Annotated in this window: 26 protein-coding genes; 16 read left to right on the top strand and 10 right to left on the bottom strand. The window is 49.6% G+C overall.

Annotation, left to right across the window (positions count from 1 at the left end; genetic code table 11):
* The first annotated feature begins 196 nt into the window (after positions 1-196).
* Positions 197-814: a DUF4755 domain-containing protein gene (locus tag BG55_RS22195; RefSeq protein ID WP_034932965.1), complete on the top strand. Its 618-nt coding sequence runs from the start codon at positions 197-199 to the stop codon at positions 812-814.
* Positions 811-1,185 (top strand): SEN1984 family lipoprotein, encoded by a 375-nt coding sequence (gene bamE, locus BG55_RS00500; RefSeq protein WP_034932962.1) that lies wholly within the window; start codon positions 811-813, stop codon positions 1,183-1,185. The genes BG55_RS22195 and bamE overlap by 4 nt, the downstream gene beginning before the upstream one ends.
* A 29-nt stretch (positions 1,186-1,214) precedes the next feature.
* On the opposite strand, the gene BG55_RS00495 is transcribed toward bamE, so the two are convergent.
* From BG55_RS00495 to BG55_RS23095, 3 genes are all read right to left on the bottom strand, one after another.
* Positions 1,215-1,634: a hypothetical protein gene (locus BG55_RS00495; protein ID WP_034932960.1), complete on the bottom strand. Its 420-nt coding sequence runs from the start codon at positions 1,632-1,634 to the stop codon at positions 1,215-1,217.
* Positions 1,635-2,077: 443 nt separating this feature from the next.
* Positions 2,078-2,632: a DcrB/PsbP domain-containing protein gene (locus tag BG55_RS00490; protein WP_052018633.1), complete on the bottom strand. Its 555-nt coding sequence runs from the start codon at positions 2,630-2,632 to the stop codon at positions 2,078-2,080.
* A gap of 208 nt (positions 2,633-2,840) precedes the next feature.
* On the bottom strand, positions 2,841-3,056 hold the full coding sequence (locus BG55_RS23095) for a hypothetical protein (RefSeq protein ID WP_235192689.1): 216 nt from the start codon (positions 3,054-3,056) through the stop codon (positions 2,841-2,843).
* Between the two features lie 86 nt (positions 3,057-3,142).
* Between BG55_RS23095 and BG55_RS23090 the strand changes: the two genes are divergently transcribed.
* The 3 genes from BG55_RS23090 (at position 3,143) to BG55_RS00470 (ending at position 6,958) form a co-directional block, all read left to right on the top strand.
* Positions 3,143-3,922 carry a DUF2628 domain-containing protein gene (locus BG55_RS23090; RefSeq protein ID WP_235192688.1) on the top strand — a complete coding sequence of 260 codons (780 nt, stop codon included), beginning with the start codon at positions 3,143-3,145 and terminating at the stop codon, positions 3,920-3,922.
* 240 nt (positions 3,923-4,162) lie between these two features.
* The gene (locus BG55_RS00475; protein WP_034932957.1) at positions 4,163-6,007 is read left to right on the top strand and encodes a M48 family metallopeptidase; all 1,845 of its coding nucleotides are present in this window, start codon (positions 4,163-4,165) and stop codon (positions 6,005-6,007) included.
* A gap of 213 nt (positions 6,008-6,220) precedes the next feature.
* Complete coding sequence (locus BG55_RS00470; protein ID WP_034932954.1) at positions 6,221-6,958, top strand: carbon-nitrogen hydrolase family protein; 738 nt, start codon at positions 6,221-6,223, stop codon at positions 6,956-6,958.
* Positions 6,959-6,976: 18 nt separating this feature from the next.
* Here the strand turns inward: BG55_RS00470 and BG55_RS00465 are convergent, their stop codons facing one another.
* Together BG55_RS00465 and BG55_RS00460 are read right to left on the bottom strand one after the other, a co-directional pair.
* A complete protein-coding gene (locus tag BG55_RS00465) occupies positions 6,977-7,618 on the bottom strand; it encodes a LysE family translocator (RefSeq protein ID WP_034932951.1) in 642 nt (213 codons plus the stop codon).
* A 77-nt stretch (positions 7,619-7,695) separates the two neighbouring features.
* The gene (locus tag BG55_RS00460; RefSeq protein ID WP_052018631.1) at positions 7,696-8,550 is read right to left on the bottom strand and encodes an AraC family transcriptional regulator; all 855 of its coding nucleotides are present in this window, start codon (positions 8,548-8,550) and stop codon (positions 7,696-7,698) included.
* 276 nt (positions 8,551-8,826) lie between these two features.
* Here BG55_RS00460 and BG55_RS00455 point away from each other — a divergent pair, with 276 nt between their 5' ends.
* The gene (locus tag BG55_RS00455; RefSeq protein ID WP_034932946.1) at positions 8,827-9,429 is read left to right on the top strand and encodes a glutathione S-transferase; all 603 of its coding nucleotides are present in this window, start codon (positions 8,827-8,829) and stop codon (positions 9,427-9,429) included.
* Between the two features lie 155 nt (positions 9,430-9,584).
* On the opposite strand, the gene BG55_RS00450 is transcribed toward BG55_RS00455, so the two are convergent.
* Together BG55_RS00450 and BG55_RS00445 are read right to left on the bottom strand one after the other, a co-directional pair.
* Positions 9,585-9,974 (bottom strand): cupin domain-containing protein, encoded by a 390-nt coding sequence (locus tag BG55_RS00450; RefSeq protein ID WP_034932942.1) that lies wholly within the window; start codon positions 9,972-9,974, stop codon positions 9,585-9,587.
* Positions 9,975-10,026: 52 nt separating this feature from the next.
* Entirely contained in the window at positions 10,027-10,899 is an 873-nt protein-coding gene (locus BG55_RS00445) for an AraC family transcriptional regulator (RefSeq protein WP_052018634.1), read from the bottom strand.
* A 174-nt stretch (positions 10,900-11,073) separates the two neighbouring features.
* Between BG55_RS00445 and BG55_RS00440 the strand changes: the two genes are divergently transcribed.
* Positions 11,074-11,541, top strand: a complete 468-nt coding sequence (locus BG55_RS00440) for a DUF1203 domain-containing protein (protein ID WP_034932939.1) — start codon at positions 11,074-11,076, stop codon at positions 11,539-11,541.
* 126 nt (positions 11,542-11,667) lie between these two features.
* Here BG55_RS00440 and BG55_RS00435 read toward each other — a convergent pair whose 3' ends face one another.
* The 3 genes from BG55_RS00435 to upp are packed head-to-tail and all read right to left on the bottom strand — an operon-like array spanning position 11,668 to position 13,971.
* Positions 11,668-12,357: an HAD family hydrolase gene (locus BG55_RS00435; RefSeq protein WP_034932937.1), complete on the bottom strand. Its 690-nt coding sequence runs from the start codon at positions 12,355-12,357 to the stop codon at positions 11,668-11,670.
* A gap of 35 nt (positions 12,358-12,392) precedes the next feature.
* Entirely contained in the window at positions 12,393-13,313 is a 921-nt protein-coding gene (locus BG55_RS00430; protein WP_052018630.1) for an EamA family transporter, read from the bottom strand.
* Positions 13,306-13,971: a uracil phosphoribosyltransferase gene (upp, locus tag BG55_RS00425; protein WP_034932934.1), complete on the bottom strand. Its 666-nt coding sequence runs from the start codon at positions 13,969-13,971 to the stop codon at positions 13,306-13,308. Before upp ends, BG55_RS00430 begins: the two co-directional genes overlap by 8 nt.
* 136 nt (positions 13,972-14,107) lie before the next feature.
* Here upp and BG55_RS00420 point away from each other — a divergent pair, with 136 nt between their 5' ends.
* The 9 genes from BG55_RS00420 (at position 14,108) to BG55_RS00380 (ending at position 25,228) form a co-directional block, all read left to right on the top strand.
* Entirely contained in the window at positions 14,108-14,593 is a 486-nt protein-coding gene (locus BG55_RS00420) for a MarR family winged helix-turn-helix transcriptional regulator (protein WP_034932933.1), read from the top strand.
* A 150-nt stretch (positions 14,594-14,743) separates the two neighbouring features.
* The gene (locus BG55_RS00415; protein ID WP_084276134.1) at positions 14,744-18,628 is read left to right on the top strand and encodes an amino acid adenylation domain-containing protein; all 3,885 of its coding nucleotides are present in this window, start codon (positions 14,744-14,746) and stop codon (positions 18,626-18,628) included.
* Positions 18,618-19,556, top strand: coding sequence for a pseudouridine-5'-phosphate glycosidase (locus BG55_RS00410; protein ID WP_034932930.1), 939 nt, complete (start codon positions 18,618-18,620; stop codon positions 19,554-19,556). Before BG55_RS00415 ends, BG55_RS00410 begins: the two co-directional genes overlap by 11 nt.
* Positions 19,557-19,571: 15 nt before the next feature.
* Entirely contained in the window at positions 19,572-19,796 is a 225-nt protein-coding gene (locus BG55_RS00405; protein WP_034932929.1) for a tautomerase family protein, read from the top strand.
* Positions 19,797-19,990: 194 nt separating this feature from the next.
* Positions 19,991-20,542 carry a chorismate mutase gene (locus tag BG55_RS00400; protein ID WP_034932927.1) on the top strand — a complete coding sequence of 184 codons (552 nt, stop codon included), beginning with the start codon at positions 19,991-19,993 and terminating at the stop codon, positions 20,540-20,542.
* 245 nt (positions 20,543-20,787) lie between these two features.
* On the top strand, positions 20,788-22,134 hold the full coding sequence (locus BG55_RS00395; protein WP_268745042.1) for an HlyD family secretion protein: 1,347 nt from the start codon (positions 20,788-20,790) through the stop codon (positions 22,132-22,134).
* Between the two features lie 7 nt (positions 22,135-22,141).
* Positions 22,142-24,238 (top strand): peptidase domain-containing ABC transporter, encoded by a 2,097-nt coding sequence (locus BG55_RS00390; protein WP_034932970.1) that lies wholly within the window; start codon positions 22,142-22,144, stop codon positions 24,236-24,238.
* 29 nt (positions 24,239-24,267) lie between these two features.
* Positions 24,268-24,930, top strand: a complete 663-nt coding sequence (locus tag BG55_RS00385; RefSeq protein WP_052018629.1) for an ATP-dependent Clp protease proteolytic subunit — start codon at positions 24,268-24,270, stop codon at positions 24,928-24,930.
* A 100-nt stretch (positions 24,931-25,030) separates the two neighbouring features.
* Entirely contained in the window at positions 25,031-25,228 is a 198-nt protein-coding gene (locus BG55_RS00380; protein ID WP_034932925.1) for a hypothetical protein, read from the top strand.
* The last annotated feature ends 216 nt before the right edge of the window (positions 25,229-25,444 follow it).

Below are 25,444 nucleotides of genomic sequence, written 5' to 3'. Positions count from 1 at the left end.
CCAAACTAATTGATCGATAAATACGATCAATAAACTATTCATGATAGTCTATGTCTATCATAAAGCAGGCATTGATCGGTACAAATGATTTGCTTAAGTTTTGAGCTTTCTCAAAAATCGATTTCAAAAGTAGTGACCAATCATATAGTTATCGATATCTGTAAGCTCACTTAACTCAAATCAGGTAGAAACAGCAATGGAAATCAAAAATTTACGTCAGCCGTCCTTTTTCCGCTCTTTCAGAGTCTGGATTGTTGTTGGGGTAGCTTTATATCTGTATCTGCATATCACTGCGGATAACAAAGCAAAAGACGTTCTGATTTTATGGTGTATTCCCTCTTTCTTTATTTTATTAAGCGCTTACGTGTCTTATCTCTATAAAAAACTTAATGCTTCGACTATTGATAAGTATGATAACAACGGCACCTGGAGTCATGAATTCAAAGATTCGAAAATGCTTTTAGACACTCATACCCGAAAGTTGACTTTGAAAAACGGTAAACGTGAAAAAACTTACTCTTTTGATCAGGTTGAGAAGTGGTATTGCCAAATTGAATCTGGAGGTGAAATTGTCGCTTTTGACCTTGTTAGTATTTTAGGAGCAACGGGACACAATCAATCTATCAAACACAATAATATTGAAAATTCTGGTTTTTTTATCAGAGTCAATGATATTGAATTTCCCACTTGGCAAATTAAATTCTATCCACGTGAAGGGAAGTTTCACCACCTTAAAGGAATTAAAGACACAGAAGAACAACTTCAACGCTGGTGTCGGATTTTTGATAATGTTATCAATGGAGAAGTGAAATGAATAAGATTATTTTTTCGTTCCTCATTTTCGGAATTGCTGGTTGCAGTTCAACAGCTGGAAATCATTCTATTTCAAATGAGACGAAGCAAAGTGTAAGCACGAAAATCAAAAATGGAAAAACCACGAAGAATGAGGTTCTTGCTTCCTTCGGCAAGCCAGGCCGTGAGACCAGTACGGGTAGTAATGAAGAACAATGGTTATACTCTTCTTATAAATCAGATATGACCGCATTAACTTATGTGCCTATTATTAATCTTTTTTCTTCTGGATCAGACACGCAATCAAAGTCATTGACTGTCACTTTTAAAGGAGACAAAGTAAGCGACTGGAATTTTAGCTCTAAATCCGACTCAGTTCATAACGGCTTTTAACTAAATGGCATGTAGAGGCATAATAGTCTCTACAGTCTTCTTCCTTTCCTTTTTTTCTTAACAGCATGTATTTTATCTGATAAAAGTGCTTTTTCGTATTTTGCTCTTTCCTTACTGTATATACTTTCAGCTTCAACATTGTTATTGATAACATAGTGAATTAAATACCTGAAAAGAAAAGTGAGTTCATGCTCATATCCCAAATGTTCTACAAGTCTGTCAGTGCTGTTTATCAAAGCATTTGATAGCATGGCAATAATCGTAAAACTATCTATTTTGTTATTTTGATTAATTGGCAAGTAATATTTTATGTAATATCCCACGCAGAAAAGCCAAATATATCGAATGATTTTCTCCTGTCCAAAACCAGACTCTTTCAATCTTTCAACATATTTTTGTAGCAACAGTATAAGTTTCTCTTCCTGAGAAATATATTTCAGTTTGTTCATAAGTTGCGTCCTTGCAATCAAATAAAATTGTCTTCCTGACATTGATAACTAGTAACATATAAATTTAATAAATCAATAGGCTTAAACTATTAATTGATAATTTTCTAATAATTTATTTTTAAATTATTTACCAAATATTTTACAGTTTATAAATAATACGTTATATATCAAGAATATAAAATAATTATAATGATTTAGGTTAAAGGAACCCTTTTGATTCGGGATTTTAAAAAAAATCAGATGGTTATCTCGATATTCCAGGTCATTAGCTACCGTTAGCGTATCTGTTGCAAGCCCCGTTATTCGGGGCTTTTCTTTGTCAGACTCTTCCGGCACAGATTTATGCGCTTTGCAGATCCGACGTGTCAGATATTGTGCCAGGGCGATTCAGATTGTGATCTGAATGTGGCGGGCATTCCTCTCCTTATAAAACCGGAAATATTTCACTTACCGAGGATATTGTTCACCGCGCTGATGTGACCCGCCTTATTTTTAGGATTAGAAATAATCTGAATAACAGTGAATTTATTGTCAGCTGTAGCTATTAACGTATCCTGGAGCACATTATTCCCGCCCATATTACTGGTGGCTTCAATGTGATACACCTTCAGACCCTTAACGTTTTCAGTTTTTTCGCTGGTTACGGTATAGGCTGGTGAAGCCTGTTTTTGCCGCTCCTTGATAGATTCTTCCATACTTTCAAGAGCCTCCTGCTCACTGAGACTACGGGAAATTAACGGAACATCCTCTTCGCCAATGATCAGCACGCGCTTAGCCTGCTTATTGACATACATTTTGCCAGGACCATTGCCCGGAACCGGCTGAACGTCATAACCCTGAAGTTTAAAAGACAGCTTACCCTTAAGCAGTGTCAGGACTTCGCTGTTGGCTGTTGCAGATGGCTGACTTTCAGCAGCCGATGCTTCAACCGCCGTGATGGCAAGTGTGGTCATCAGACAAAGTGTGCCGATAACGTTTAATGATTTTTTTAACTTCACTTTAAACTCCCTCTTTATGGTTAATGCTCTTGTTACGCCGGAATAAAGATGGCACACACCATATGCAAATTACAGGTGGTGGCTTACTTCATCAGGTCATAAATACATATGCCCAGACCGGATAAAAACAGAATCACCGGCCAGTAAATGACCGGGATAAAAAAGAAACTGTGCGTTTTTTCAGGTGCCATCATTGGTTGGCTGTTGGTCATCCTGGCAATATAGTCCAGGGTTTTTCCTGCTTTATAAGCAAAATAAAAACCGTACAAAAAATGGCGGAAAGGATAAATGTTACGCCTTTTGCCCATAAATGCGTTGAGAAATAACCATCCTGCCAGATGATATTAATAGTCCATTTGCAAAATACGTAAGCAACAGCAATTAATGCAGCAACGAAAAAACCCACGCCCTTCCAGACAATCATTGTCTTCACCCTTGAATTTTAAAAAGCTCAATGTATAATTCACAAAAAATTAACATATATTTCTCATTCTGGCGAGAACTTCTTTAATGATTATCTATCGTGGAGCCGGTATTCTGACGCTTCTCACTCCCATATTGATGATTCTGTTGTTCATGTGGTTATTTCCAGACCCTACGGTCAGGCAGGGTAATACATCACTGGAACAGGTTCTTCTGGGTGCAGGAATCGGTTCAGCGATTAATACCCTGGTGGGATTTTTATTAAACAGCAGAATTGATAGCTCTGGCTTACGCCATCACTTTTTTTATATTCCCATGCAATGGCCTGCCCTGCTTACAAGTATTATCTGCGCGGTAATTTATTTATCAATAAAATTAAAGTCATTTAAAATCATAAACATAAAAAACAATCAATACTCTGAGGTCATAATGGATCAACAAATGGAAAGTACTAAAAAAGCCCATGCAGGGAAAAGTTACAGTGCTAAGTGGCAGGCTCGGTTTGATTTTTTTGACCTGCATGGTGCGCCTTCTGCGCCGGGTTACAAGCCTGCGCTAGCGCAGCTCCCTTTCAAAGCTAAGGTGAAAATAAATTTCAATCTTATTGCTTTCTTTTTTGGTCCCATTTATCTGTTTGTACTTGGGTTATGGATGAAAAATATAACGCTGATATTGATTATGATAGCCGTATATACTGTGCTGGAGATTGCATTTGCCATGCTGGGAATCGCTTATCCAAAGCATCTCGATTTCGGTCTGGGATTTGGGTTTAATGCACTGTATGGCATTGCCACCAACTATGCTTATTATCTCAAAGAAAGAAAAGGTGAGCAGGGCTGGAGCCCGTTTAAAGGTATGCGCTGGTAGGGATATACCTGCGCTATTCACAGCCGCTCGATGACAGGTAGTAGCGGCTGAAAAATTATTCCGTATTTTTCCGGAATGTTAACGTTACTTTTTTATAATCAACTTGCGGTAATTATTAAATTAATTTAACTGAAGCATGCAGAGAAGGATCTCACGCCGTTTCCCCTGAGTGGGAAGTTTGTTCCGGTATTTCCTGACAAGCAGCTTTTCCTCCCACTTACAGTTAGCGAGTTTAATACTTTGAACAAATTAACGGCTTTGAAAAAAGGTTATGCTAAGGTCTTCTTCTGGCTTTTGTTCACGCTTTTCCTTATTCCGATTATCACTCTGGTTTTTGCCGAATACGGTAGCAATCAACTCAATCAGCAATACACACAAATCTTTATTGATGATGCGCGAGCAAAGAATCAGGATGTCGGCGACCTGACGAATTTTCTGCAACAGTATCCACCTGACAGCGTCTGCGGCCCGGTAGCCCAGCAACTTCTCAGCTATAAAAATGCAGTTTGCGCGCCAAAATCCGAACTGTGGCAGTTCTACACGATGGATAAAGCCGCACGCTGGACCCTGCTCGGTAGCGGCGTGGTACTGCTGATGGTATTGCTGTTTGGTGCGCTGGCCTTCAAAGACCGAAGGGGGCAGGCAGTTAGCCTGACGCTGGCGCGTCGCTTTCTGATGTTCGCGTGTTCACTGGAAGTGGTGGTGCAGGGCGCAATGCTGGTATGGCTGTCGTTCTGGGGAACCGCTTTCTTCACGCAAACTTACTATCCAAAGCTGGTGTTTGGGGTAGGACTGCTGGCGCTGGCCGGTATGTACTATATGATCAAAGGTATCTTTAAAAAGCTCCCGCCTGAAGAGAGTATTGAAGGTGAGATTGTGACCCGTGAGGCAGCGCCTGCACTCTGGTCAAGAATTGATACCCTGGCCGCCAGGGTCGGGACATCTCCCCCTGACCATATTGTTGCCGGTATTGATACGAACTTCTACGTGACAGAAGCGCCGCTGAGTGTCAATGAACAACAGCTCCGTGGCCGCAAACTGTATGTCAGTCTGCCACTCTTGCGGCAGCTGACCACGGCGCAGGCTGATGGCGTCATGGTACATGAGCTGACTCACCTGCATGAAGGTGACACTGCTTCAGGTGCATTACTCGGGCCGAAACTAAACCGCTTCGATCTCTACATGCATTTGATGGGCGAGAATCTGGCGACGTTGATCGTATTCTATCCGCTTTATCTGTATCGCATGCTGTTTGAACTGGCATGGCAGCGTAACAGTCGTGAGCGTGAATTTGTGGCTGACAGAAGGGCGTCAACGCTGGTTTCACCCGAAGCGATTGTTGAATCGTTGATCAAAATTTCGGCTTATGCCAGCTATCGTAATGAAGTCGAACACACCCTTTTTGAGAATCAAACGCTGCATGAGAATGAACTGGGGATCCATAAAGCGATAGCTGACGGGCTGCCTCAACACGTCAACTCACCCGACTTTATCAGCATCATGCGTGAACAGAATGTGCCGCATCCGTTTGATTCACACCCGCCGCTGGTGGAGAGGATGCGTAATGTTGGTTATACCGTCGAAGAAGCCCGTTATGCCGTTGTTGCCTCTGAACAGCCGGGTGAAAGTTGGGTTGATCTGATGCCCGTTGCCGAACAGATTGAACGACAGCTGTGGCAAAAATATGAGCGTGATTTCTCTGCTGTTCATGAACAAAGCCTGGCCTGGCGCTATCAGCCCACTGGTGAAGAAGAGACCGCGCTGGTGCTGAAGCATTTCCCCAATATGCCTTTTACCTTAAAAGACGGCTCGCAGATTGAAATCACCTGGCAGGGTATTGTGACGCCGAAAACGGCTGAGCTGTTAGCCTGGGATAATGTCAAAAATATTAACGTTATTCGCAATTTCGGCAGAGATATTTTGTATGTGCAGCATCTGCAACCGAACGCTCAGGGAAAAAAACGCAGTGAGATCCGCTTGCCTGGTCTGAAAAAGGAGATTGAGAAGGTTAAGCACACGCTGGGCCTTTACTGGCATCGCCATCAGACCGTGCGGGCGCTGTTGGAACAACAGACGCAGAGCTGAGAACCGCTACGCCATCACATTGGTGGCGTAAAATGCTTAGCCCGCTCATACCTGTATGCCGGACCCGGGCAGGCGATTTGAAATGATGAGCGGGCCCATAATCCGCGATGCAGCATCGCGGCTGGCTAATTTTACACCTGCAAATGTTCGATGGGTTATCAGAATGTTATAGTGCTGATATCTTAAGCAGAATTATTCAGGTCTGGAGTCGCGATGAAGCTGGCAGCTGCGCAAATATCTACCGTGGCAGGTAATGTCGGGTTAAACCTCAGAAAGCATATACAGCTGACAGAACTGGCGGTTGCTAACGGCATTTCAGTTATTTTTTTCCCTGAACTCTCCCTGACGGGTTATGAACCGGGCCTTGCCAGGCAGTTGGCTATCGCTCCGACAGATCCACAACTCAACCCGCTTGAGGATTTAAGCCGCCAACATGGGATAGTGATCGCTGCTGGCGCACCCGTGCAGGATGCGGCGGGAGTGAAGATAGGTATGATCGTTTTCCAGCCAGATGCGCCACGCAGCCTTTACGCTAAACAGCATTTACACGCTGATGAACTGCCTTTTTTCGTGGCGGGCAGAGAAGATAAATTATTCTATGCTGAACAGCAGGTGATGGCTCCGGCCATTTGCTATGAGTCCCTCCAGCCAGGCCATGCGGAGAAGGCCGCGAAAGCCGGAGCCACGCTCTACCTCGCCAGCGTTGCCAAATCAAACAACGGTGTTAACGCTGCATATGTTCATTATCCAGCTATCGCGAAAAAACACGGAATGACCGTAATGATGGCAAACAGCACCGGGCCGTCAGATAATTTCCTCAGCGCCGGTCAATCGGGTATCTGGAATTCAGAGGGCGATTTAGTCATTGCGGCCGATCCCTTTGCCGAGGTTTTAGTGGTCTGGGATACCGACGCGGGAAAAGGGCAGTTAATCAGTGCTTCCACCTGCTGATGGGCATCGCGCCGCCCGTCAGACCAGAGCGATGACATTGACTGCGATAACACCCAGTGCCAGTCCAATCAGAATGACGCCTGAAATACGTTCCAGCCAGGGCAATGCCTGCGAGAAAGAGTGCAGTACCCGCTGATTGCCAATGAAGATGGCGATCAATAAATCCCACAGCAGCACAACGCTAAACATCCACACGCCATAGGCGATTTTCAAACCCGGCGCAGTATGAGAATTACCAATCAGTGTCGCCAGGCTGACATAAAACAGTGCGTTTTTAGGGTTGAGAATTGCAGACAGGAAGCCCATGCCGAATGCCCGACTGTCACGCAGTATATCGGCAGATTCTGTCATGCGGTTGACGTCATGCTCAGCGAGGCCACTGCTGCCAGCAAAGCGAATAAAAAGTATCCCGACATACAATAACCAGCCACAGCCTGCCAGCTGAATAATTATAAAACTGATGCTTTCAGGACGGAAAAGGGTGATACCGCTGAAAGCCGCAAGAATAAACACCCCATTGGCGGTGGCTATACCCAGACAAACTTTTGCGGCATGACGCCAGCCGGCTCTGATTGAGGTGCGTGCAACCAGAAAAAAATCCGGGCCGGGCGACAGTAACGCCAGGAAATGTGCGGCTGCCACTAATAAAAACTGCTCCATCACTGCATTACCCTCTTAAAATTTTTAACAGGATGCAGTGCCGGTTCTGCGTTGTATTGAATAAAATTGCAGGTTACTCAGGTGCGATAGCAGCCCGGCGTGACGCCGGTATGCGCCTTGAAAACCCGTTGAAAATGGCTTTGATCGGCAAAACCCAGCCGGTAAGCAATATCGGCGATGTCATGACCGGACTGAAGCCAACGGCGAGCCTGATTAATACGCACATTGAGCTGATAAGCATGTGGTGTCATGCCCGTGGCGGCGTGAAACTCCCTGATGAGCTGATAACGACTCATGCCTGCCATATCGGCCAGTTCGGCCAGCGCCCACGGCCTGGCCTGCTGTAACGCCTCAATAACGCTTCTGAGCGCCAGCCTGGCCGACGGCGGGGTCACCGCAAAGGTTTTCACCGCATCCATATCACACTCACAGTCGCCAATAAATTCGATCAACGCGGCATTTTTTTCTTCTGCGCTGGCGTCTGAAAACAGCAGGGTATTCAGTTGACAGAAGCGACCATAGACAGCGCCATCATCAACGATGCGGATTTCACTTTCACTGAAGAATTTGCCTGAAACAGCCGCTATTTCAGCCATAACCTCGCTTAACCATCCGGTATCCAGATGCATCATCTGGTAGCTCCAGGGCCGATCGGGTAAAGGATTACAGGCATGAACGCCGCCTGCCGGAATGAACACCATCATCCCCGGGCGCAACGCACAGGGGCCAGCTGATGTCCCGGTGAACAGACTGCCACCCGCATCAACGGCACCCACGGAAAAGGTGGGATGGCTGTGAGGTTTATAACATGCCCGGCTGTGACAGGCGCGACGACTTTCCACATACTCATCCCGCCAGAATTCTGCCCTGCTGTCACCGGCGTCAGCGCAGTTGAAAAAACTTCCGGAGGGCGGGGCGGTCCTGATGAGCATAGCGTTTTGATCCTGATGCGAGTTGACGTTGTCGTAGCAGCATGGCGTAAAGTCAGATCTGACGCCATTGATTTAAAAACAAGCCGGAATTACCGCTGCCGGGTAATAAGTCATTGCCGCAGGTTTTGCTCTTTCTTTGAGGTCCGTGTGCAGGCGTATTCATCCTCAGCGGTGAAATATCTGCCCGGCAACGGTTAACTTCCAGGCGGCTTACTATACTGCCTGTTGGCGCGCAGGTGATTGAGTCTGTTAATCAACATATTATGGGGTAAAGCGATGGTACTGATCGGAATGCTGGATTCGCCGTATGTGAGACGTGTTGCCATCTTTATGAAGGTGCTGGGTACAGAGTTTGAACATCGTCCGCTGTCGGTTTTTGCTGATTTTGAGGCATTTAAAAAAATTAACCCGGTGGTTAAAGTCCCGACGCTGATCACCGATGACCACCAGGTCCTGATGGACTCAACGCTGATAATGGATTACCTCGCGACATCAGATGCTCAGACTTCAGGGCGGGTATCAGCATCCGGCCCGGAAGGCGTGCGGGATTTATGCCTGACGGGGCTTGCTCTGGCAGCCTGCGAGAAGGCGGTGCAGCTTGTTTACGAACGGCGTCTGAGGCCGGAGGAAAAGCAGCATCAGCCGTGGGTGGAGAGGGTGACCGGGCAACTTCATGGCGCGTGGCAGACGCTGGAAGAGCGCCTGCGGGAAAGTGCTCCTGATGCCCTGAGCATTGCAGGTATTACTATCGCCGTGGCCTGGAGTTTTACGGTTATGATGTTGCCGGATAGCGTCAGTGGTGGACAGTATCCAGAGGCAGACAGATTCGCCATGCTGGCAGAACAGTTGCCAGAGTTTCTGTCAGCCCCCATGAAATAAATTGCTGTGGCTGACAGAATTAAATTATCAGAATTTTTTTTCTTCTTCTGATAATAAATAAAGCCATCTTTTTTCTTAACGATGGCTTTAATAAAAATATCAGGTGCCGGTTTAGCAGTTCGATAATATTTTAATCATTAAAATATCAGACAGGATTATATCCAGACGTCATTGGGTGCTGTTCGCTCGCCCCCTTCATCACCGGTATTGGTCACGCCTTCAGGCTCGATCATCAGCATCCTGACCTCGCTTTCTGCGCGGGTTTTATGGGCTGTACCCGCCGGGACAACGTACATCTCGCCCGCATTAACCACAACGTGCCCCTCCAGGAAATCGATACGAAGCTGACCTTCTAACACGATGAAGGCTTCGTCGGTATCGGCATGTGTGTGCATCACGAAATCACCCAGAATTTTGACTATTTTAAACTGATAATTATTCATTTCAGCCACTATCCGGGGCTGCCAGTGTTCGGTTAACAAATTCAGTTTGTGATGAAAGTTAACCACCTGGGGAGAATCAGGACGTTCATTTGTGCTACGCATAGTAATAAGAGCCTGTTTAAAAATCCGGAGACGCCAGGATAAGACAGGCCTGTTACCACCGTCTTGTACGATCGTGCAGGTTAACGCGATGTTCAGCAGGAGAGTGCTGCTGAACCTGCAACCAACGCCAGGGCGTCTGCCCATAGGTTTTTTTAAAATGTCTGGTCATATGGCTCTGATCAACAAATCCTGCCCTTATCGCGGCATGGACCAGCGGAATGCCTGAGGAAATCAGGCACCGCGCAAGTTCCAGTCGTCGCATGGTTAAATACCGGTAAGGGCTGGTGCCAAAAAGCACCCTGAAATCACGGGATAAAGACCATCTTTCACGACCGGTGGCTTGTTCTAACTCTTCTAACGTTACGGGATGTTCAAGACTGTCCAGCAGATAAATTCTGGCCTGTTCAGCCGAGCGGTAATCAATACTTTTTCGGCCACGTCGGACACCCGATGCGGCGGCAAGGGCATGGGCGAGATCAAACAGGGCATCATCGGTTTCCAGCGGATCGGCGCTTTGCCCTGGGTTGAGTAAAGCATTTGATGCGGCAAACAGTCCCGGATGATCAGAAAGGCCGCCTGCGATAAATGGCAAAGGTAAGCCTTGCAATACATGCTGTATCAGCGAGGGCTGGATATAGACCATGCGGTAGCGAAATCCTTTCTCCGTACCCGCATGACCATCATGTAACTCGTCGGGGTGAAGCACCATTGTTCTGCCTGGCAGGCTGTGAACCAGAGTGCGCCGGTAATGAAAACTCTGCACGCCCGCCAGAGTCTGACCAATAGCCCAGGTATCATGGCGATGCAGGTCGTAGCCGTGACCGGAAAAATAAGCCTCAATGCACTCTGGTTTATTCGGCGGGGAGATACGCGCTATCCAGTCACTTTTATCCGGCAGGCCGGTATTGATCTTCTCCGCTTTCATAACCTCAATTTTTACCTCGAACAGCTCTTCTGGCACCAAAAGGGCCATGGAAGGGGGTGATCACCAGACAATAACATAACAGAAACGTTGATTATTTCTGCTTCGATGTCCTGAAACAGCGAGTTTTATCCGTCAGTGCAGGCCAGAATCTTCTGGTCATCACGGGAGATAATGATGGGATATAAAATTTCAGGTCTTAAAGCCGCAGAATTTACGCATCTTTTTGGTCAGAGCGAGTGCGATCTGAAAAAACAGGGTGCAGTGAGAATAACGGTGGACAGCCATCCCGGCTATCCGGATCGAATTTCATTGTGTGAAATTCCTGCCGGAGAAACGGCGCTTCTGGTCAACCATATCTATCAACCTGCGGATACGCCTTATTACGGTTCCCACGCAATCTATATCTGGGAAGGATGCACGCAGCAAGGCATCTACGCTAACGCCTTGCCGGAAGTGCTGACAGGTCGAATTCTTTCGTTACGGGCATATGACCAGCACCATTTTCTGCAACAGGCGGATCTCTGTGACGGAGAGCGGGCAGAAGGTCTGATTCAACGTTTTTTCAGCGACCAGAGGATCGCTTACATTCAGATCCATAATGCAAAACAGGGATGCTATGCATGTCTTGCCGAGCGTTGGTGATATGCGATTTTCCCTTCTGGTGGGGCTGGCAGCCTGCCCGCCCTGACAGACAGCCGTTAATCAGCTCTGCGATTAACAGGTAATAAAACAGCCCAATGATAGTTGAAATAGTCAGAGGGGCGGATATTAAGCGGGAAAGCGTAATGACTTTATCTGGTGACACTGTTCGACCACATCATCAAAGCACTTTGCCAGCGCGATGGGTTGGGCAGAGATCAGCGTCTGCCGGTCATGAATACCGTAGGTTACCGCTATCGACGCGCAGCCCAGATTGTTTGCCATCAAAATGTCGTGGGTGGTGTCACCCACCATAATGGCTTGTGAGTTATCTACCTGAAAGAAATCGAGTATTTTCTGTCCGGACTCAGGATGCGGCTTCTTCAGGGTCACCTCATCCGCGCCGACCACGATATCAAACAGGTGAGAAATTCCGGCTGCGGTCAGCAGGGTATTGGCGCTGTGCGCAAATTTATTTGTCGTGACCGACAAACGGAACCCCGATGATTTAAGATTTTCAAGGCCGACGGTAACACCGGCAAAAAGCAGCTCCTTCGCCAGGGGCAGAATAAGAGTCTTAAACTGCTGTTGATACTCTTTCACCGCGCAAACCACCTGGGGCTGATCCACCGGTAAATTCATCAGGCCGGAAAAGGCTTTTTCTAACGGTAATCCGATGGTTTTTTTTATTTCCGCAGCCGGAAGCTCACTTAACCCCAGAGTGCGAAAAGCGGCATTAAACGCCAGAGGAATAGCTTGTGCGGTATCGAAAAGCGTACCGTCAAGGTCAAACATCACGACGATGTGATTATCTTTCATTATATGACTCTCAGACATGCATTTATCAGGAAAGCTTAGCAGCGCCGTTTAGCGGAATGCGTTATGTTTTCAGGCTGCGATGCCCGTGCGGGCGGATTTTCACGTTGCGGACGGGCAAGCCAGATGGCGGTAATAATTGCCAGACAGCCCACCAGCTGTAAGCCCGTAAATGTCTGCCCCAGAATGACATAGCCAAGAACGCAGGCGGCGAGGGAACTCATAAATCCCAGGAAAGACGTGGTCACCGGCGGTAATTTTTCTATTCCGCGGAACCAGATAACGTAGCCCAGTACGCCACCGGCCAGCGTCAGCCAGCTGTAACCCAGCAGATTGGTAAAGGTCAGCGTCGAAGGTAATTTCTCCAGCGTCAGCGCAGCGGGCAGCAGCATTAATCCGCCCAGCGTTAATTGCCAACCGGTGAAGGCCAGTAAAGACATATTTTTCGGTCGGCCCCAGTGTTTGGTCAGAAGAATGCCCAGCGCCATGCTGGTCGCGCCAAGGAGTCCGGTCACCACGCCGTAAAAATTTAATACCACAGCACTGTTCAACACCAGCAGGCTGATACCTGTTACACCAATCACGGCTGATATAACGTGTAGCATCCTCAGCTTATGGCGGAAAACCACCGCGCCGACAACCATCACGATAACCGGCTGACAGGACATCACCAGCGAGGCCAGCCCGCCAGGCAGAAAATAAGCGGCCGTAAATAAGCAATAAAAAAACAATCCAATATTCAGAAATCCTAAAATCGCAATACGCAGCCACCAGATGCCATACGGACGAATGCGGCAGAAAATTAACAGGATAAGACCCGCGCCCAGCGCTCTGATTACCGATGCCAGTATGGGCATATGTGGCGGAAGGGTTTGGGTGGTCACGATATAGGTGCTGCCCCAGATGACCGGGGCCAGTGAGGTGATAAGGATATTAAATAATGTCGTAAATTTATTCATGAGCAGCCCCAGGCCAGGTTCCGAAATACCGGTCGCCAAAATCTCCGATCCCGGGACGCATAAACGCAGCTTCGGTCAGCCCTTCTTCAATGGAGGAGGTGACAATTTTCAATGTGGGCCATGTTTTCACCACCCTCTCAATGCCGGGCGGTGAAGCCAGCAGATTGACGACGATAATATTTTCAACAGCCACGCCACTTTCCCTCAGCACCTCGATTGCTTTCAGTAACGAACCGCCGGTTGCCAGCATGGGTTCAAACAGCATGACCGACATGCTGTCCAGAGCGGGGGGAAGATGAGAATAGAAATAATGGGGCTGTTTGGTCTCTTTATCCCGCTGAATAAGTATTTTACCAATGGGGGAGCCCGGAAACATGGCCCGAAACTCAGCCTCCATGCTTTCTCCGGCCCTGATTACCGAAACACCACAAATGCCGTTTTTTAGCATTTTTCCCTGGAAAACATCCCCTGTCGGCGTGATAACCGTCTTATCGCTGTAAGGCAGATATTGCGCTGCACTTTCTAATAACAACCGGATAATCAGATTGGAAGAGTGCACAAAGGTGTTCAGGCTTGCCGTTTTATCGCGAGCCTGAAGATGTAAAGAGGATAACCAGGGCGAATCAGGCAACACATGGACATTTCGGTAGTCAGACATAGATGCGTCCTTGAGAAACGACAATAAGATGTTAAGATGATTATATCTTTCATGTAGATATCTTTCATAAAAGATATTTAAGCAAAAGATAATCACATGCTCCGCTTTTTTCAAGTTTCTTTTTATGAGGAAGACCATGCAGTACGACCATGTAGACAGGCTACTCGTCCAGTGGCTTCAGCAACGCCCCGACCTGGATTGTTCTTCTATGGGGGTGCTTGGCCGGGTGAGCAGAATGAGCCGGATTGTAGAGAAAAATCTGGAAAAAACATTTAAGAATAATAACTTAAGTCAGACAGAGTTTGATATTCTGGCGACGCTCAGGCGGCTCAATACACCTACCACGCCCACCGAGCTGTATCAGACGCTGATGCTGTCCTCCGGTGCGATGAGTACGCGCGTTGAGCGGCTGGTTCAGCGGGGCTTTATTGAGCGCGTGTACAGTGAAGCCGACAGGCGCAGCTGCAATCTGTCATTAACGGATAAAGGGATGCAGTTGATAGACAAAGCGATATCTGAGCATGTCTCTAATGAAGATGACATCTTGTCTCCCCTTAACGCCGAACAGCGTGAACAGCTGGCTTCACTATTACGTATCTGGCTGTTAGCCAAAGAAAAATAATCTTTTCACCGGCCATGTACGGTCGGTGAGCGGCTGACTTTTTAGTGCCACCCCAGCCATAAGAAAGTATCTTCATAAAAAGACACTTGACATCGATTTACAAAAAAGTATCTTCCAGGTGAACTATAACATTCAGAAAGATCACCTCTCATGACTTTCAAAAGCCCTGTTGCTGAATCGTTACCAGAACCAGTTATCTGCGCCAGTTCTGACGGTCTTCTGGCTATGCTGGAGAAACAGGCTGTTCACCGGCCAGAAAATATCGCGGTGAAAGATGATTGCAGTTCGCTGAATTATCGTGATTTTTTGCAGACGATAAGGCGCAATGCCACCACTCTGCATTTGATGATTGATGAAAGCGTGGAGTTTATCGGGCTCTATTGCGACCCCTCCGTGGAGATGATTTGTGGTGCCTGGAGCATTCTGGCGGCCGGGCGTGGCTATCTTCCCCTCGCGCCGGATTATCCTGCCGAACGTCTGCGCTATATGATGCATGACTCCGGCATTAAGGTGGTATTAACACAAACGCATCTTAAAGCTCAGCTGGCGCATATCGCAGGCGCGGGGGTGAAGATTATCAGCTGTGACGAGCTTCAGGACGCCACCACAGACGCGCTGTCTCCGGTGTTACCTGTTCAGCGGGAGCCGCTGGCTTATATGATTTATACCTCTGGCAGTACAGGTAAACCGAAAGGTGTGGTGGTGACCGGCGCTAATATTTCTCATCAGATGGCCTGGTTGAAAAAAGAGTTTGGTTTTGATCATCACGACCGGATTTTACAAAAAACACCGGTAAGTTTTGATGCGGCGCAGTGGGAAATACTGGCACCTGCTTTTGGCAGTCAGCTGGTGGTGGCAGCCAAAAACTGTTATCGCGACCCCGATGCGATGATTGAAACGCTGCAAAATCATCGCATAACCGTCTTGCAGTGTGTGCCCACTCTGCTTCAGGCACTGGTCGGGCACCCGCTGTTTCCGGATTGTCTGACGCTGAAAAAGGTGTTCAGCGGCGGAGAAATTCTGACCCGCAATCTGGCCGTAGAATTTTTTCAGCGTTTGCCGCAGGCGACTCTGACTAACTTGTATGGTCCAACCGAATGCACGATTAATGCCTCTTCCTTTACCCTCGAACCTGAATCCGTTGAAGGTTATCCGGATGCGATTGCGATAGGCAGGCCGGTCGCTGATACCCTTTATCATCTGCTGGACAGCGCAGGCGCGCCGGTTAAGCCCGGTGAGACGGGGGAACTCTACATTTCAGGTCTACAGGTGGCGCAAGGCTACTGGCAGCGCCCCGACCTGACCCGGGAGAAGTTTATTACGCTGCCGGGCAACACTACTCCCGGCCACCATCGCCTGTACAGGACCGGCGACCTGGTCCGTCAGGACAGCAGCGGCAATACCTTTTTTGTCGGGCGTGCAGACAACCAGATTAAGCTGCGTGGCTACCGCGTGGAACTGGATGAAATCCGGCTGGCGATTGAAAACCATCACTGGGTTAAGACCGCCGCAGTGATAGTTAAACAGGATCCTCGCTCAGGTTTTCAAACGCTGATTGCCTGCGTTGAACTGGATAAGCGGCAGGCCGCCCTGATGGACCAGGACAATCACGACAGCCACCATATCTCCAAATCCAGTAAGTTTCAGGTCAGAGCGCAACTCTCTAATGCGGGCTGCCGCCAGCTCTCTACTGAGCAGCGGGCGCAAAGCATTGCCTTAGCCTTTAAGGAGCCTGACCGCGAGCAGCGCAAAATCGCTTTTGGTCGCAAGACCTACCGTTTTTTTGCAGGCGATACGCCTCTCACCGAGCAACGGCTGATCGGGGTGCTGAGCTGCCAGCCGCCAGCAGGCGAAGTACCGCCGGGCCAGCGCACATTGACTGCGGAGGCTTTCGGCAAAATGCTGCGTTATTTCGGGCAGTTTATAAATGAGGAGAGGCTGCTGCCTAAATATGCCTATGCCTCACCGGGCGCGCTGTACGCGACACAGCTTTATCTTGAACTGAGTGGTGTGGCAGGGCTGCCGACCGGCATTTATTACTATCACCCGATTGAGCATCTGTTGGTGCCAGTTGCGCCACTGGTGGCAACCAGCGAGCCCTGGATAAAACTGCATTTCATCGGCAACCGTGATGCCATTCAGCCGGTGTATAAAAATAATCTGCGCGAAGTGCTGGAGATGGAAGCGGGCCATATGCTGGGGCTTTTTGATCAACTGCTTCCTGAGTTCGGCCTGCACGCTGAGCGTTCAGCCTCGCAGAGAGGCGAACTGCCCGTCTGGTATGAGGGTAAAGAGTATGATGACTACCTGGGCGGTTATCTGGTCAGTCGTCGCCCGGTCAGACCTGACGCGGCACAGATTGAACGCTATCTGCAAATTCACCAACCCACTGGAGGGTTGCAACCCGGACTTTATGTTTTTCGTCAGGGCGCATTGCATTTTCTGACCGACAGCATGTTGCAAAAAAAGGATGTGATTGCCATTAACCAACGGGTGTTTGAACGGGCACAGTTTGGTATCAGCGTGGTGTGCAACGGCGCAGACCCTGATGAACATTACACGCTTGCCGGGCGTGAAATGCATCGGCTGCAATCAAATGACCAACTGCTGGGCATGATGTCTTCCGGCTACAGTTCGAAAAGCCAGCATGATCTGCCAGCGGCGGTAACCCTGCGCAGCATTCTGGCGGAGAACAAGCTGCCGATGGATTGCTTATATTTTTGCCTTGGTGGGCCAATAAGCGAGGCGCAGTATCTGCATGAGGGAATGAATGAGGATCGCATTCATATGCAGGGCCCGGTTGAGTTACTGAAAGAGGACCTGACGGCGCAGCTGCCGAAATATATGGTGCCGAATAAAGTCATCATTGTGGACAACCTGCCGCATACCGCCAATGGAAAAATTGACCTTCAGGCGCTGAAGGCGCGGACGGAATTGCACGAGACAGCGGATAGCGGTGAGAAAACACCGCTCAGCACTGCGCTGGAACAGGCTGTCGGTAAAATCTGGTGTGCGGTGATGAAGTGGGAAACGGTTTTTGCCAACGATGATTTTTTTGAGGGCGGGGGAAATTCCCTTACCGCCGTGGCACTGGTTAATCGTATTAACCGGCATTTCAATATCAAACTGCCGTTACAGGTGATATTTCAGACGCCCACTATTTCAGGCCTGGCGGCAGCGGTTGCCGCATGCAGGCAGTCTGACGTGGACTGCTCACGGCTGATCAAACTTAACGCCTTCAGCGAGCGTCCGGTGTTCTGCTGGCCGGGGCTGGGAGGCTATCCATTGAATCTCAGGCAGCTGGCTGAAAACCTGCCTGATCAGCGTGCTTTTTTCGGCGTTCAGGCTCTCGGCATTAATGAAGGGGAAGCGCCCCTGCAAACCATTCAACAGATGGCGCTGGCGGACATTGCGCAAATCAAAGCCGTGCAGCCGCGAGGGCCTTATACCCTGTGGGGATACTCCTTTGGCGCTCGTGTGGCGTTCGAAACTGCGGCCCAGCTTGAAGCGCAGGGGGAAGAGGTTGAGACGCTCTGCCTGCTGGCACCGGGGGCTCCTGTTACCCAGATGGAACGTGAGCAGCGCTATGAGCATAAAGCCGCTTTTGATAATCCGGTGTTTCTGGCGATTTTATTTTCCGTTTTCGCCCATCAAATCGATGGCCCCTTGCTGGCGCGCTGCCTGGCGCAATGCCAGACGCGTGAAGCATTTATTGCTTTTATCTGTCAGCGTTTTCCCTTGCTACATGAAGAGATCGTCGAGCGGATCATACGTATTGTTGAAATCACCTATGACTTTAGCTATGCGTTCGATGAGCTACAAAATCGTCAACTGAACGCCCCGGTCACCATTGTTAAAGCGCAGGGGGATCATTACTCCTTCCTTGATAATGCGCCCGGCTTCAGCCTGCAACCGCTGACGCTGATTGAGCTGAATGTCGATCATTATGCTGTGCTCAAATCCCAGGGTATCGACGAGCTGTTGCAAAAATTACCCCCTGCTATTCATCACAAGGATAAAAAGTATGTTGAATAAAAAGCTGGCCCTGGAATATCAACCTGAAGTCAAAGATGCGCTTGAGCAGGGGCGTCCGGTCGTTGCCCTGGAATCTAACGTCATTACCCACGGGCTTAATTATCCTGACAACGTGGCCACGGCGCTGAAAGTTGAAGCGGCGGTGCGGGTCAGCGGCTCTGTTCCGGCAACCATTGGCATTGATGATGGCAAAATTCTGGTGGGGATGAATCATCAGCAAATAGAAAAATTTGCCACCACGCCAGATATTGCCAAGGTTTCAAGTCGCGACCTGCCATTTATTCTGGCAAAAAAAGCAATGGGGGCGACCAGCGTCGCCTCGTCGCTGATTATTGCAGAGCTGGCCGGTATCCCGTTTTTTTCATCGGCAGGATTAGGTGGGGTGCATCGGGGTGCTGAAACCTCGATGGATATTTCAGCGGATCTGATTCAGTTAACGCGTTCAAAAGTGACGGTGGTCTGCGCGGGGGTGAAAAACATTCTTGATGTGGGACTGACGCTGGAATATCTCGAAACGCATTGTGTGCCGGTTGTCAGCTGGCAGACAGATGATTTCCCGGCCTTTTATTGTCGCAGCAGCGGTTTTAAAAGCCCGATGCGCATCGATTCCACGCAGCACATTGCCAGCGCCATTGAGATTAATCGTCAGCTGTCTGGCTCTGCGGGACTGGTTATTGCCACTCCCACGCGCGAAGAGGATGCGATTAACAGTGAGGAAATTCAGCAGGTGATCGACAGCGCCATATTGCAGGCCAGACAGAATGGAATAACCGGTAGCGGAGTAACAAAATTCATCATGAAAGCGACCGAGGAAATGACCGCCGGTCGCTCTGCCGAGGCCAATAAGGCGGTATTGATTAACACGGCGCGAGTGGCAGGGGAAATCGCCATGGCCCATTACCTTTATTGCCAGAGCTTCAGCCAGTAATCAGGAGAAGACACTATGCCGCATATTAATCTGAGTTTTCATCAGGGCCCTGAAGAACATATCGATCTGGCGGATCTGTCCGCTGCTCTGAGCGACCTTATCACTGAAAAACTGGGCGTGGACGGCCAGTTTGTCTCTGTCACCATCCAGCCGGTGGACAAAAACCGGTGGTCGGAACAGGTGCTGGAAAAATATATCAATCAGCCGGGGTATCAGGTGATAAAACCGGTGGCGTATTGATAACCGCCGTTGCTGATTAAGCCAGTCTCAGCAACCACGTCGGGCGCAGGTCAGATATGAGGCGGGAACCGGGTAGCGCAAAGTCCTCACTCACTGACGGTATAAGTGATGCTGTTACGCCGTGGCTGTGTGGAACAGCTGAGAAGAACGATGCCTGGTGAAACAGGCTGTTAATGAAATAAAGGTGAAGTTGAATGGACACGAAGATTTCCGCAAGCGTACTGCTGGCCGGACTGTTTTTTTCTGTCGCCGCGATGGCCGCGCCAGCCAGCAATGACGAGGTGGTTTCCCTGATTAACCAGCGTTTGTCTTATATGAAAGACGTGGCGGGATACAAAGCAAATAATCACCTTGCCATTGAAGATTTATCCCAGGAAAGCAAGGTACTTTCCGCCTCCGTCTCTGAGGCGGAGAAGCTGGGTCTGGACGGGGAGTCGGTGAAACCTTTTATTCAGGCACAGATGGATGCCGCCAAAGCGATTCAGTATCGCTATCGCGCAGACTGGCTGTCGACCGTGGAAACAGGCTGGCAGCCACAACCTCTGGATCAGGTACGTTCAAAAATCAGCCTGTTAAGCACCCGCATTCTTAGCGGAATTGGCACCAGGTTGAGCCGGGGAGAGCGCTTTAACGATAAAAAGGCTTTTATGAACTCACTGAATCAGAAGCATTTAAACGCCAGTGACAAAGCCCGTTTGTGGCAGACGTTGGGCCAGATCACCCTGAAAAAACGCAGCGATAAATAACCGGCCGGGCGAGTAATCATTTCTCATTTGGCCTGCTCAGTTTCGCTCTCGCCCACGGTATGGCGAGGGTTGAATTTACAAATAGACCCTGTTTTCTTACCTGTACTGACTGCACCGTTATTAATGAGTCTGATTGTATGCGGAATCGGGGGGCTGACCATGTGGACTGAATATCATTGTGGTCCCCGATGTGTTTTTTTAACCAGTACACCAGTTTATTTTTACTGTATCAGGAAGGTTATCTGATGATTAACCTTCCTGATACAGCCGTGTGGGATGACATTGTCCACGTTTATCAGGAGTCATTAAGGATGCTGTTCAGAGAGGAAGCGGTGGAGCACCGAAAACGGCGATGGACCGGAAAAGCCGTACTTATTCCACCGCTTTCCCCCGTCATTGTTGTCACCTTTACCGGTTTATTCTTCCTGTGTTTGCTCAGCCTGCTGATATCGGGTACCTACACGCGGCGGGTTACCGTCAGAGGGGAGCTGGTTTCCGTTCCACGGGCCGTCACTCTTTTTTCGGAGGCGCAGGGATTTGTTATTACGCAGCGCGTCTGGCCTGGAGAGAGGGTCAAAAAGGGGCAACCCCTTATGGACATTGACGTCAGCAGAACCACATTATCGGGTGGCGTCAGTGAACGCCAGCGGGAAACCATTCGCGGCCAGATAGCTACCGTCGAGAGCATTATTGCCCGGCTCAGGCAGAACCGGCAGGTGACACTCGATACCCTGACGGCCCAGAAAGCACGTTATGAAGACGCGCTCAGGCATTCCTCGGATATTGTCCGCCAGTCCCAGCATGGGCTGGAAATTATGAAGTCCGGCATGGAAAATTACCGCAATTATCATCGCCGCGGGCTGATAAATCAGGATCAGCTGACCAGCCAGACGGCCCTCTATTATCAGCAGCAGAATGACCTGCTTTCACTGGTCACCCAGAATGAGCAAAACGCCCTACAGGTGATGTCACTGGAGGGGAATATCCAGACTCAGGCCACCGACTTTGATAACCGGATTTATCAGCTTGAGATACAGCGTAGTGATCTCAACCGGCAGCTGACGGATGCGGAGGCGGCAGGAACACTGGTGGTTACCGCACCAACCGATGGGCAGATTGACTCTGTTAATACCGCCAGCGGTCAGGTTGCGCGTGCAGGTGATGCGTTGATGCAAATCATCCCCGGAAACGCATCCCGCTATCAGCTCGTGCTGTGGGTGCCGGATAACGCAGTACCGTTTCTGCGTCCGGGAGATCGGGTCAATATCCGCTACGATGCATTTCCGTCAGAAAAATTTGGTCTTTATCCCGGACACATTGTTGCCGTCGCTGGGGTGCCCGCAACGTTCCAGGAGATGGCCACCTATCCGTCCGCGCCCGGTATCGATCCCCAGCATCCCCAGACCTGGTATCGTGTCAGCGTCGAGCCTGACTCCAGCCGGTTTGCCTGGCAGGGACGCCAGTTGCCCGCTGAGAATGGCATGAAGGCCTCTGCCACGCTGTTTCTTGAGAACCGACGACTGTATCAGTGGGTGCTGTCTCCTTTCTACGATCTGATTGAAAGCGCGGGAGGGCCTACCGGTGGAAAATAAAGACGCGATGTTAAGGATGACGGAGAGGCTGGATCTGCGTTTTCGCAGACGTTTCCCTTTAATTTTGCAGACCGAGTCGGCTGAGTGTGGACTGGCCTGCCTGGCGATGGTTGCAGGGTGGTTTGGTCGGGATACGGACCTGTTAACGCTGCGTCATGCTCACGGTATTTCCTCTCGCGGTGCCACGCTGGCTGAGTTGATGGAGATTGCCACCCGTAACGGAATGGCCACCCGACCTTTGTCTCTGGATCTGGACGACCTGCCGGAAATCCGACTGCCCTGCATTCTGCACTGGGACTTCAGCCATTTTGTGGTACTGGTGAAGGTAAGAAAGGACGGCTGTGTCATACACGATCCGGCGCTGGGCCGAAGGGTCGTCGGGCATCGGGAGCTTACAGAGCACTTTACCGGGGTGGCGCTGGAAATCTGGCCGGATGCCGGATTCACACCAACCCGGCAGAGAACGCGCCTTCATACGGGAAGGCTTGCACGTAATATCACCGGCCTGCGCGCCTCACTGACGGTGATTTTCAGTCTCTCACTGGTCATTGAGTTTATCGGGCTGCTGCTGCCTGTTGGCACTCAGATGGTGATGGATCACGCCGTGCCGGCAGATGACCGCGGCCTTCTGATGTTGATTTGCCTCGGCCTGCTGATGCTGACGCTGCTTCAGGCCGGACTCAGCGTGTTAAGAAACCGGACGTCGCTGATCATGAATACCCTGACCGACATCCAGTGGAAAGACGGTCTGTTTCGTCATCTTCTGCGGCTGCCGCTCGTCTGGTTTGAAAAACGACATACCGGTGACATTCAGTCGAGATTCGGTTCACTGGACGCCATCAGGACCACGTTCACGCGCAATATTACTGGGGCACTGACCGACGGCATTATGTCAGCGGGCGCGCTGGTGCTGCTGTGCCTTTATGGTGGGTGGCTCGCTGCCGTGGTGGTGGTGGTCACGGCACTTTACGTGCTGATCCGGTTGCTGTTCTATCCGGTCTACCGGCAGACCTCAGAGGAACTCCTGGTCAAAAATGGTCGTGCAGCCTCGTCGTTCACCGAAACACTGTTTGGCGTGGCTACCGTCCGGGCGCAGGGATTATCTGAACGACGGCGGCAGAACTGGCTCAGCCAGATATCAGAGAGCGTGAGCACGGGTTTCCGGCTGGCCCGTTTCGACATGCTTTTTAGCGTGCTGAGTGCCTTTATCAGCGCCTGCGATAACGTTCTGATCCTCTGGCTTGGCATCACGCGGGTGATGGACAATCAGATGACGGTCGGGGCATTTGTCGCCTTCAGCGCCTTTCGCGGTCTGTTTTCGGACCGGATACTGTCGCTGACCGGGCTTTTTATTCAGCTCAGAATGCTTTCCGTGCACAACGAGAGAATTGCTGACATTGCACTCAGTGAAGCTGAGTCCGACGAATCAGGCAGACTTCCTCTGGCAGGTCAGGGTCCTTTGTCCCTTACTGCTCAGGCGCTGACGTTCAGCTATGACGCGCACGCGCCTGCCGTGTTTACCGGGCTTAACCTGCATATCGATGCCGGCGAAAGCGTGGCCATTACCGGACCGTCCGGATGTGGCAAAAGTACCCTGATGAAGGTGCTGTGCGGACTCACCGAACCGACGGAGGGCTGCGTACTGGCGGGCGGCAGAAATGTCAGAACGCTGGGCGCCGCCAGTTTCAGGCAGGCGGTGGCCTGCATTTTGCAAGAAGACCGGCTTTTTTCCGGCTCTCTGAAGGATAACATCAGCGGTTTTTGCGAAAACGCCGACGAGGCGCTGTTGGAGCGTTGCGCCAGGGCTGCGCATATCCACGACGACATTATCGGCATGCCGATGGGTTATGAGACGCTGATTGGTGAGCTGGGAGAGGGACTATCAGGAGGTCAGCGGCAGCGCGTCTTCATCGCCCGCGCCCTGTATCGCCAGCCCCGGATCCTGTTTATGGATGAAGCAACCAGTCACCTGGACGAAACTAATGAGATGCTGATTAACAACGCCATTGCCGCACTGGATATTACCCGGGTGATCATCGCACACCGGCCATCGACCATTAATTCTGCCGATCGGGTCATCCGTCTCGGCCTGCCCGGGCAGTGATAAACTCCCCTTTATAACCGGAGAAGAACGTGAAGAAAAAAACAGCTGCTCTGTTGATGGCCATATTCCTGCCATCCATGGCGATGGCCAACACTTATCAGATGGCCGATAACACCATGTTTAAGGATGTGAAAACGGTCAAGGTCACCTTCAGCGGTCTGATTACCATTAAAAAATCAGCGGCTTTTATGTCGGTACTGGATGAGATTAATCAGCGGTATGTAAATGCAGAGCATGTTTATCTCTATTTCAACAGTGTAGGGGGAGATATGGACTCGGCGCTATCGATGTACTATGCCATCCGCGGTTCGCGCTTACCCGTGACTACCGTTAATCTGTCAGTGGTGGCCTCGGCTGCTACCATTCCCTACTGCGCCGCAGACCAGCGACAGTCCATGAAGGAGGCCATTTTTATCATTCACCCGGCTCAGATGGGCAGCCTGGATGATAAAAATGTTACCCCGTCAAAAATTCGAATTACTGAAAACTACATTAGCAACTACAACAATTTGTTTATGAATATCTACAGCCACTGCACGGATTTTTCTGCACAACAGCTGAAAGAGCCCCTCTACAGTGATGACAGCAGACTTTATCTGTCCGCGGCTCAGTCTGTACAGCACCGGATGTCGACGCAGATCGTCGATAAGGTGGCGGCTGCGCCCGTTTCCTATTTTGTTACTGATGACTGAATGTTATATCTTAGTTAAAAGATAGTTTACATTTCTTATCATTATTTGGTTAAATATCATCTGAACAGATACATACAGTGGTTACTACAAAGGGGGAGGGATGATTAAGAACTTGATCTTCAGAGCATTAATGGCCCTCATCATTGGCGCATTTCTGGGCTGGTCTGTTGGTAAAACCTCAGATTTACTGGGTCTTCACGTCAGCTTTAATCAGATAGTCATTGGTGCTGCCATCTTCGTCGTAATTGTTGACAGGCTCATTTTGTCGAAAACCTTAATCGGGAAAAATACACTATGACTATCAGGTTGCTGACAGAGAAAGAAATTACAATCGTATCAGGAGGTAACGCTAATTCAGGGTACGAAGGCGGATGCTCTGATGCGGTTACTAAGGGAGCGACAGACGGCGCTGTGGCTGGAGCAGCAGGGGGAGCAGTGTCTGGTGCGCTGGGTACGGCAGCTTCTGGTCCGGGGACTCTGGCAGGCGCAGCGGCCGGTGCTGCCGTTGGCGGGC

This window comes from Erwinia mallotivora, assembly GCF_000590885.1.
GTDB lineage: Bacteria > Pseudomonadota > Gammaproteobacteria > Enterobacterales > Enterobacteriaceae > Erwinia > Erwinia mallotivora.
The sequence above is the reverse complement of the archived record's forward strand: the minus strand, read 5'-3'. Positions and strand labels throughout refer to the sequence as shown.